11 protein-coding genes, 1 tRNA gene and 1 pseudogene are annotated in these 7,668 nt (G+C 31.8%); 7 read left to right on the top strand and 6 right to left on the bottom strand.

Annotated elements, in window-relative coordinates:
- The 6 genes and pseudogenes from Q0409_RS06600 to Q0409_RS06575 form a co-directional block, all read right to left on the bottom strand.
- Window positions 1-296, bottom strand: a pseudogene (locus Q0409_RS06600) (hypothetical protein); the annotation flags it as partial.
- Window positions 274-822 carry a hypothetical protein gene (locus tag Q0409_RS06595; RefSeq protein ID WP_298536283.1) on the bottom strand — a complete coding sequence of 183 codons (549 nt, stop codon included), beginning with the start codon at window positions 820-822 and terminating at the stop codon, window positions 274-276. The pseudogene Q0409_RS06600 and the gene Q0409_RS06595, both read right to left, overlap by 23 nt.
- A gap of 134 nt (window positions 823-956) precedes the next feature.
- Window positions 957-1,259: a hypothetical protein gene (locus Q0409_RS06590; protein WP_298536281.1), complete on the bottom strand. Its 303-nt coding sequence runs from the start codon at window positions 1,257-1,259 to the stop codon at window positions 957-959.
- 98 nt (window positions 1,260-1,357) lie between these two features.
- On the bottom strand, window positions 1,358-1,681 hold the full coding sequence (locus Q0409_RS06585; RefSeq protein WP_298536279.1) for a hypothetical protein: 324 nt from the start codon (window positions 1,679-1,681) through the stop codon (window positions 1,358-1,360).
- A gap of 67 nt (window positions 1,682-1,748) precedes the next feature.
- Window positions 1,749-2,066, bottom strand: coding sequence for a hypothetical protein (locus Q0409_RS06580; protein ID WP_298536277.1), 318 nt, complete (start codon window positions 2,064-2,066; stop codon window positions 1,749-1,751).
- 158 nt (window positions 2,067-2,224) lie between these two features.
- The gene (locus Q0409_RS06575) at window positions 2,225-2,374 is read right to left on the bottom strand and encodes a hypothetical protein (protein WP_298536275.1); all 150 of its coding nucleotides are present in this window, start codon (window positions 2,372-2,374) and stop codon (window positions 2,225-2,227) included.
- Between the two features lie 141 nt (window positions 2,375-2,515).
- Here Q0409_RS06575 and Q0409_RS06570 point away from each other — a divergent pair, with 141 nt between their 5' ends.
- From Q0409_RS06570 to Q0409_RS06540, 7 genes are all read left to right on the top strand, one after another.
- Complete coding sequence (locus Q0409_RS06570; protein ID WP_298536273.1) at window positions 2,516-3,319, top strand: hypothetical protein; 804 nt, start codon at window positions 2,516-2,518, stop codon at window positions 3,317-3,319.
- Window positions 3,320-3,888: 569 nt separating this feature from the next.
- Window positions 3,889-4,176, top strand: coding sequence for a hypothetical protein (locus Q0409_RS06565; RefSeq protein WP_298536271.1), 288 nt, complete (start codon window positions 3,889-3,891; stop codon window positions 4,174-4,176).
- A 1-nt stretch (window position 4,177) separates the two neighbouring features.
- Window positions 4,178-4,447 (top strand): hypothetical protein, encoded by a 270-nt coding sequence (locus Q0409_RS06560; protein WP_295606818.1) that lies wholly within the window; start codon window positions 4,178-4,180, stop codon window positions 4,445-4,447.
- 168 nt (window positions 4,448-4,615) lie between these two features.
- Window positions 4,616-4,689, top strand: a tRNA-Lys gene (locus Q0409_RS06555).
- Between the two features lie 254 nt (window positions 4,690-4,943).
- Window positions 4,944-5,252 (top strand): DUF362 domain-containing protein, encoded by a 309-nt coding sequence (locus Q0409_RS06550; RefSeq protein WP_298536269.1) that lies wholly within the window; start codon window positions 4,944-4,946, stop codon window positions 5,250-5,252.
- Window positions 5,249-5,707 carry a nitroreductase family protein gene (locus tag Q0409_RS06545; RefSeq protein WP_298536267.1) on the top strand — a complete coding sequence of 153 codons (459 nt, stop codon included), beginning with the start codon at window positions 5,249-5,251 and terminating at the stop codon, window positions 5,705-5,707. Before Q0409_RS06550 ends, Q0409_RS06545 begins: the two co-directional genes overlap by 4 nt.
- A gap of 271 nt (window positions 5,708-5,978) precedes the next feature.
- Entirely contained in the window at window positions 5,979-7,652 is a 1,674-nt protein-coding gene (locus Q0409_RS06540) for a hypothetical protein (RefSeq protein WP_298536265.1), read from the top strand.
- Window positions 7,653-7,668: the final 16 nt, after the last annotated feature.

Below are 7,668 nucleotides of genomic sequence, written 5' to 3'. Positions count from 1 at the left end.
AATCTCTTCATTAAACATAAAGTCATAAAGTGACCAACATGTAAACTATCTGCAGTCGCATCAAATCCTATATAAAATTTAGCTTCACCTTTATTTATAAGCTTGAGCAGACCCTCAATCGCTCTGAAGGCCGAATCAACGTCCTCCGGGTCACCCTTGATTCTAATTCGGTCGGAATGCGAGGTGACCGAAACATTATACCGTTTTTCAACCGTTTTAATATTTTCATCAAAATTTCCGAACAGTCCTGCTATCTGCTCAACGCGTTCTATATCAATGTATTTTTCCAAATCCAAGTGAAGTATGTTGTTGTGCATAAATACCAAATTTACCAAATATATCGTGATAAGGCTCATTTTTAGCTGAGCCTGGTATTTTTATATAACCTCCTTCTGCAGTAAGGTGTACGACAGGATATTTGCTATTTAAATATATTCTATGGAAGAAATAATCCAATGAACTTTGTTGCCATGATAAACGGAAGTCTGTACGTAAGCCAACATGGCTATAATATGGCACTTCTGCTCCTTTATGGATTAGAGGAATAAATCTGTTGCCATAATAGTTTTGAGTAAATGCATTCAGTCTAAATTTGAATCCAGGTTTTTCGTATTGATATTGTATGCCTATTTTGCCACGCATTAGTACTGATACTGGTCGATATATCATGACCCATGAGTTGACGAGGTTTTCGATGTCGTGTACACGGGTTTCGGCATAAATATCAGAATCATCATAACCTCTTCCATACATCTTCTCTGTATCGCTGGCTCCATAGTGATAGTCTGCATTCTGCATGAAAAAGTCATCGTCACCTATCATGAGTTTCCCCCATTCATTCTTTTGTATAATTCTATTTTTATAATGAGTATTTATTTTTTTATATTTCCATTTCTCAATCGCTACAAGCACTTAATGAAGTTTTTTAAAAAAAGAGGGTAAATAAATTTATTTACCTAATGAATGTCGAGGATATCCTGTAATTCTGGGGAATTATAAATCGCTTTAATCAAGAAGGCTGAAATCATGTCATTGCCAGATCCGCCTTCATCAAGATGTTGAATCATTTGATAAATGAATGTTGAATCAGGAAAAACTTTCCTTTCGAGTTCATCGAAATCGACTCCTGCTACGCTTAAGTTATCTACCAATGCAACCTTAGCTGTGCATGCTTCAAGTATATGTTCGTTTTCAACAGTCTCCATTGTTAGGCCAAGTTTTTCCAATTCTTTTGTCACTTTCTCAATTATTTGAATCATTTCATCACCTTTTAATTAATTTTTTCAAATTTTTCTTATTCGAAATCCTTTCTATATCGATATTTAAAAAAGATAAAAAAGAGGATAAAAATTAAAAGTTACATGTATAATGATGAAGGTGCTGCATTTACCTCTTCTTCCTCATTAGCCAACTCGTCTAATGGTTTATGGAAAGTGCCGAAACCAACAATTTTTTCCTTGTTTATTGAAATGGAAAAAACAGGGCCTTTTTCCAAATCCACTACCATAAAATCAATGAAATCATCGCTTTCACCAATGATTCTGCATGGTTCAAGCATTTTTCCTTCTTCAAGCATGACTCTAACCATCTCTTCTGCAGGAATCTCTTCCACACCTTCAATCTCTAACTTGTAACTCTTTACTTTTCCTTCAATTTCTGCTACTTTTTCACTAAAATTCATAAGAATTGCCTCCAATTATTAAATAAATACAATAAAATATTATACGATAAAATATTATACAATAAAATCATTGATACAAAGCCTTGGACATTTCAACATTGTCTCCTTCTTTCTCCTCATCTTCACCTGGCTTATGCAAAATGGATAATCCGCAAATCTGTTCCTTTTTTATACTGAGGGAAAAGGTAGGTCCTTCCCTTTTATAAAACATGAAATCCAAGTATTCATCGTTTTCACCAATGATCTTGCCAGGGCCCAAATATCCTTGATCATTTAGCATGAGCATAATCATATCTTCCAATTTGCATTCCTCTTCCTTTTTCTCTGTCACATGATATTTGTCTAAGTCGCCTTGCATTTCCTTTATTTTTTCACTTATTTTCATTGTCTTTACCTCCAATGTTTTTTTAATTCTTATTTCTACTACATTAATAGGATACATATTAAACGATTACAGGGTTATCAAAATAGGTCTTTAAAGATAATATTATTAGCTGTGACTTAATAACTCAACAATCCTAAAATAAATAGGTGATCCTTATTTTAGAATTTCCCATTTTCCATCATGGTTTTAAAAATAGAACTGTTTTGTCCAAAGCAATTGAAAATAGGACAAACAGATATTCTGGAAACTCCAGATTTCAAGTCAAAATTATTTATAACATCTTTAACCATATCACCCATGCAAATCATCCCTTCACTCTCAAAAAATATAATGGCATGGTCACATATAAAGCTTTGGTTTTTTAATGATTTTTTAAAAAAAGATTAAATAATATTGCTTCTTAAAATAAGTTTATAAGAAATTAATTTAACCTTAAAGAGGACAATCATATGATGGAGATTCATTGCAAGGATTGCGGAGGCAATAAGTTTGCCAGAAAGGAAGAGATGTACATTTGCACTTCCTGTGGCAGAGAGTATTCCGCATTTGAGGTCATAGAGCTTACAGATGATGTGATATCTGACCAAAAGACTTTCGAATCAAAGAAAGGATCCATAACTGAAAAGACTAAGGATTTTCATCCTAAAAAACCCTTAAGCTATTATGAATCAGCTTTAAAAAGAAATCCAGAGGATTATAATGCTCAATTGAATATAATTTATCTAAGTGCTGAAAAGGCTAAAGTCACTGAAATAATCCCATATATTAGAAAAATGATTAATACATCTCCTAAAATATTAAAGTCAATAAAGGACAGTCATTTGACTGAAGAGAAGGAAATGGAAGCGATTTGGGAAGTGGGTGGCGTTTTTCAGATAACTGCAGTTACCTTTAAGAATTTAGGGGATTCGAATACAAGAAAAATGGCCAATGATGCCTATGCACAGAGAGTCAATAAGGAATGGTATCTCCGTATTCTCGAATTGACTAAGCTGTTTTTCACTTTCGGTGATGATTTGGAAAGGATTTTCAATGGAAAGTATGAGGAATTGTCTATAAATTCATATAAGACTGGAATTTGGTATTATTTGGATATAATCAAGCTTGCTGACGATCAGGATGTTCATATAAAGAAGATAAGGCATTATGAAGAGAAAATAAGATTGGTTGAACCTGATTTTGAGTCTAGGTTGGATCTTAAAGTTGGTAAAAACAAGGAATCCTTCTTTGGAAGATTATTGTCCAGAAATTAGCATTTTTGTTTTTCCTTAGTTTTCATAAGATGAACCTTAAATTTTCTTTTTAGCTTATTTTAACACTTTACATTATATTGCTCCAATATATCTTTCATGTTTTTTTTACTAATATATTGTTAGTAAGGTCTTTTTCAAGTGATGCCAATTGTTGTTTTGTTTCTTTTTTTGCCCAAATAAAATCTTCCCATTCATTCTATGAATATCTGCTTTTCATCATTTGATATTTTTATCATGAATCATATTTTCTCATTCAATTCATGAACTCATTGTAATCCATGATAAAAGATATTGCCAATTTAATGAAATGACTTTTCTTCTAAGATTTAATTTTAAAATTTCATTGAAAGATTGTTCCATTTATTTAGCCTACTCTTTAAACAGGTGTTTTTTGAAACTTATGAAAGAGAAAAAAATTATATATGCCCAATAATAAATAGGAATATGTAAAAATTAAATTTTTTAATAATGAGATGGATATTGTGTTCATTGAACTTTAAATGGATTTTACATGATACTGATCTCATTAATAAGAATTTGAATTTTCATTGATTTGACGGAGAAATTTTATGTTGGAAGAATTCATGCCTTTTGTAGGCCTAATTATTTTTGGAAATATAGAAAACCTTATTTTGGCATCGCAAGGTGTTGTTGCAGGTGTAAATCCTAAAGTTTTAGGATTGTTGAGTATTTTTGCTGTCGTTGTGTGGCTATTTATAGGATTTGTTGCAACTGATATCGCAATGCAATATTCCCAATACATCACATTCCTTGGTGGACTAGCGATTGTAATATTAGGTATCATATCCATCCGCGATGCAGTTCATCATATCTCAGAAACTAAAGGAGATGCATAAGATGATAAATTTAAGAGATTATGCCCAGTTTACAGGACTGCTCATCTTTGGGAACATTGAAAACCTCATCTTGGCATCCCAAGGTGCTGTAGCACATGTAGACCCATTTATATTGTCCATATTGAGCCTGATTGCAGTGGTCATATGGCTGTTGCTTGGAACATATGGGACAAAACTGGCTATCAAATATGCAGACTACATTGAAATATTCGGTGGAGTGGCCATCATAGTTTTAGGTATTCAATCCATGCTTGAAGCTATGGGGTTATAATATTTCTGCCTCCCCTTATCTTTTCTTTATTTATTCTATTTTCTTAGTTTCAATCTATTCTTTTTAGAAAAATTTTGGTGCAAAGAACAAAAAATGTTGGTGCTAAGAACAAAATAGTTAAATAATTTAAAGTATAATATAATATTGTTTTTTTATAATTTTTCAACCGGGCCCGTAGCTCAGTCTGGCAGAGCGCTTGGCTCTTAACCTTGTTGTCGCGGGTTCAATCCCCGTCGGGCCCGTTTTTATTTCTTTTTTTATATATAATCTATTTTTTTAAAATCAATATGGCAATTTTTAATTCAGGGTTGGTTTAAATAGTTTCAGTTTGCTAAAACAATGATTAAAGAAGTGAAGACTTTAATTAGTTTTTTTTTATCTTGAATTAAACAAAATAATATACAATAATAAAATGTTTAATTATTTTTTTAAAATATCATAAAATTTTTATAAATCATAATTAAAATTTATAATTAGGATTTTAAGAGGTAAAAATATGGGGCCTATTTTAATTGATTATGAGAAATGCATTGCTTGCTCCTCTTGCATTAATGATTGTCCGAATTCATTTATTTATTTTGAAGATGGCAAAATACGGACACATGACAAGGGATGTATGGAATGCGGACATTGCTATGCCATTTGTCCTGAAGGTGCCATTAAAATGGTGAATTATGATTTCAGTGATGAAATGGTGGTGTCTATGAGTGAAATAAATGAAGACACTCTACTGAATGCAATGAAAAGTAGACGAACTATACGCCAGTTCAAACCAGTTGGCATGAAGAAGAAAAAATCAATATGATATTGGAAGCTGGAAGATATGCACCAACTGGTGCGAATTCACAAAATGTCAAATATACAATTCTTGGTTCAAAGCAGAAGGAAGCAGAGGAAATCTGTGTGAATCTATTTAGAAAAGGCAAAAAAGTGGGAAATCTAAGCAGTTATTTGAGAAGAATTGAAGTGACTGACGATTTCTTCTTCAAAGGCGCTCCATTGGTCATAGTCGTTTCAAGCAAGAGCAGTATCAATGCGGGACTTGCAAGCGCATATATGGAGATAATGGCTAACAGTCTAGGTTTAGGGGTCCTATACAGCGGATTTTTCGTAATGTGTACAAAGTTAAGCAGGAAACTTAGAAATCTAATAGAACTGGAGAAAGGATATGATGTAGTTTCATGCATGGTTATAGGTTATCCTAATGTCAAATACCATAGAGTAGTCCCTCGTAAGGATTTGCAAGTGAATAGGTTATGAGTGGGATGTTCCAAAAAACCAAAGAATCATATTGATTTTATTCTCTTATTTTACCTTATTTTTTTATTTTTCACATGTTTCCTTCTTATTTTTTTCTAATTTTTATTAAAATTATCTAATTTTCTATAAAAAACTTAGATTTTCATTAAATTTAATTTTATCTAATTAATTAAGTTTAAATAAGAGATTAAACATAAATTAAATTAATAGTTTTAATTATAGATTAATCTATTTTGATTAGCATTAAATTAAGTTATATTTAAGTGATAAAATGAGTTTTGAGAATTCTAGTGAAATATTTAAATTACAGAAATTAGTGAAATCTTCCCTTTTGGAGATCAACAAGCTTAAGATGGAAATTGCCCAATTAAAGGATGAGCAAAATTCCCTAATGTCCAATGATGAATTTGAAACCCTAAAAAATGAATCTGAACAGTCTTTAAAACAAAAAGAAGAAGAACTTATTGATTTAAAGAAAAAGCATGAAATTGAAATTTCAGATTTAAAACTTAGATATGATGAAGATTTAAGAATCAAGGATGATGAAATCTCTTCTTTAAAAAATCAGTTTGAAGATGACTTGAAAAGCAAAGGATTAGAGCTTAGCGACTTTTTAGATAAGTTTGACAATGACATCAAGGCAAAAAACGATGAGATTTATGATTTGAAGGCTAAGTATCAGGCTGATTTGAAAACTAAAAACTATGAAATCGAAAACTTAACTCATTCTTTAAATACTAATATTGAAGTATTGAACAGGTCCAAGGATCTCTTGAATTCAAAGGATGAAACCATCAGAAACTTATCCGATAAGGTAAATGAACTTTCTGAAATAAATGAATCTCTTTCTAAAATGAAAGAATCCTTTGATGAGGAATTCAACAGCTTTAAAACTTTAGAATTAGGTCAGGCAAACCTTAAATTGAAAGAGGCATTGAATGATGTAAGCTCTAAAGAAAATGAAATTCAAGCCATTTCCAACGATTTGAAGATTGCTGAAAATAAGATAACTGATGTTCAACGTCAATTGGATGAGGCAAAGAATAAGGAAAATGAAGCTAACCTCAAATTGGCCAATACTTTAAGCACTGTTGATGACAAGAATATGGAAATCCAGTCACTCAATGCTCAAATCGCTTCTCAAAATGAGGAAATCCTTGACTTGAAGAATAATTTGGTAAATAAGGATAATCTTGTAGCATTGCAAAGGGAACTTGATTCACGTGATGTAACAATTCGTGAGAAGGATGTTCAAATCCAATTGTTGAAAGACAAGTCTGTTTCCCGTGAGGAATATGCTAAAGTTCAAAATGAATTATCTAAGAAAGACTTGCAAATCCAAAGGTTGAATGAAGTTAAAGACCTATTCTTTGAATTGTCTGATGACAGCTTCTTGGATAACCAGTCTCAAGATGGAGTCATTAACAAGACCTCTGTTGAAGATAGGGAATTGCTTGAGCTAAATGACATCAAGAGAGAATTGGAATTAGCTAAAGAGAATAAGCTTAAGATCAGAGCTGTTGGCGATGAGGAATTGGAAAATGTGGCTAATTTAATTGATTCCTCTTCAAGTGATGCAGGCGCTATCAATGCTTCAAATCAGAATAATTCAGAGGAAATTGAAAAGTTAAAACAGGAAATTGAAGGATACAAATCAACAGTTGAGGAATTGGAAAAATTCAAGTTTGTCTATGATAAGTTGACTGCTCCTCAATTGAAGAACTTGAATTCCATTCAGTCACAAATTTATCATTTGCTTCCTGAAGATGAAGCTATGGATACATTGTCTGTAAAGGATTATCTAAATGATCTTGCATTCAAGAACCTTTCATTTGGAAATACAAAGAACATTCTTAAAAGTTTAGAAAGAAAAGGATATGTGGAAGTGGCTAAAAAAGAAAATGATATATTCTTCTGGCAAAAGCTTCCTTTAGGAGAAGAATAATTAATTTTCCTTATTT

Source organism: uncultured Methanobrevibacter sp. (genome assembly GCF_937898925.1).
GTDB lineage: Archaea > Methanobacteriota > Methanobacteria > Methanobacteriales > Methanobacteriaceae > Methanobrevibacter.
The sequence above is the reverse complement of the archived record's forward strand: the minus strand, read 5'-3'. Positions and strand labels throughout refer to the sequence as shown.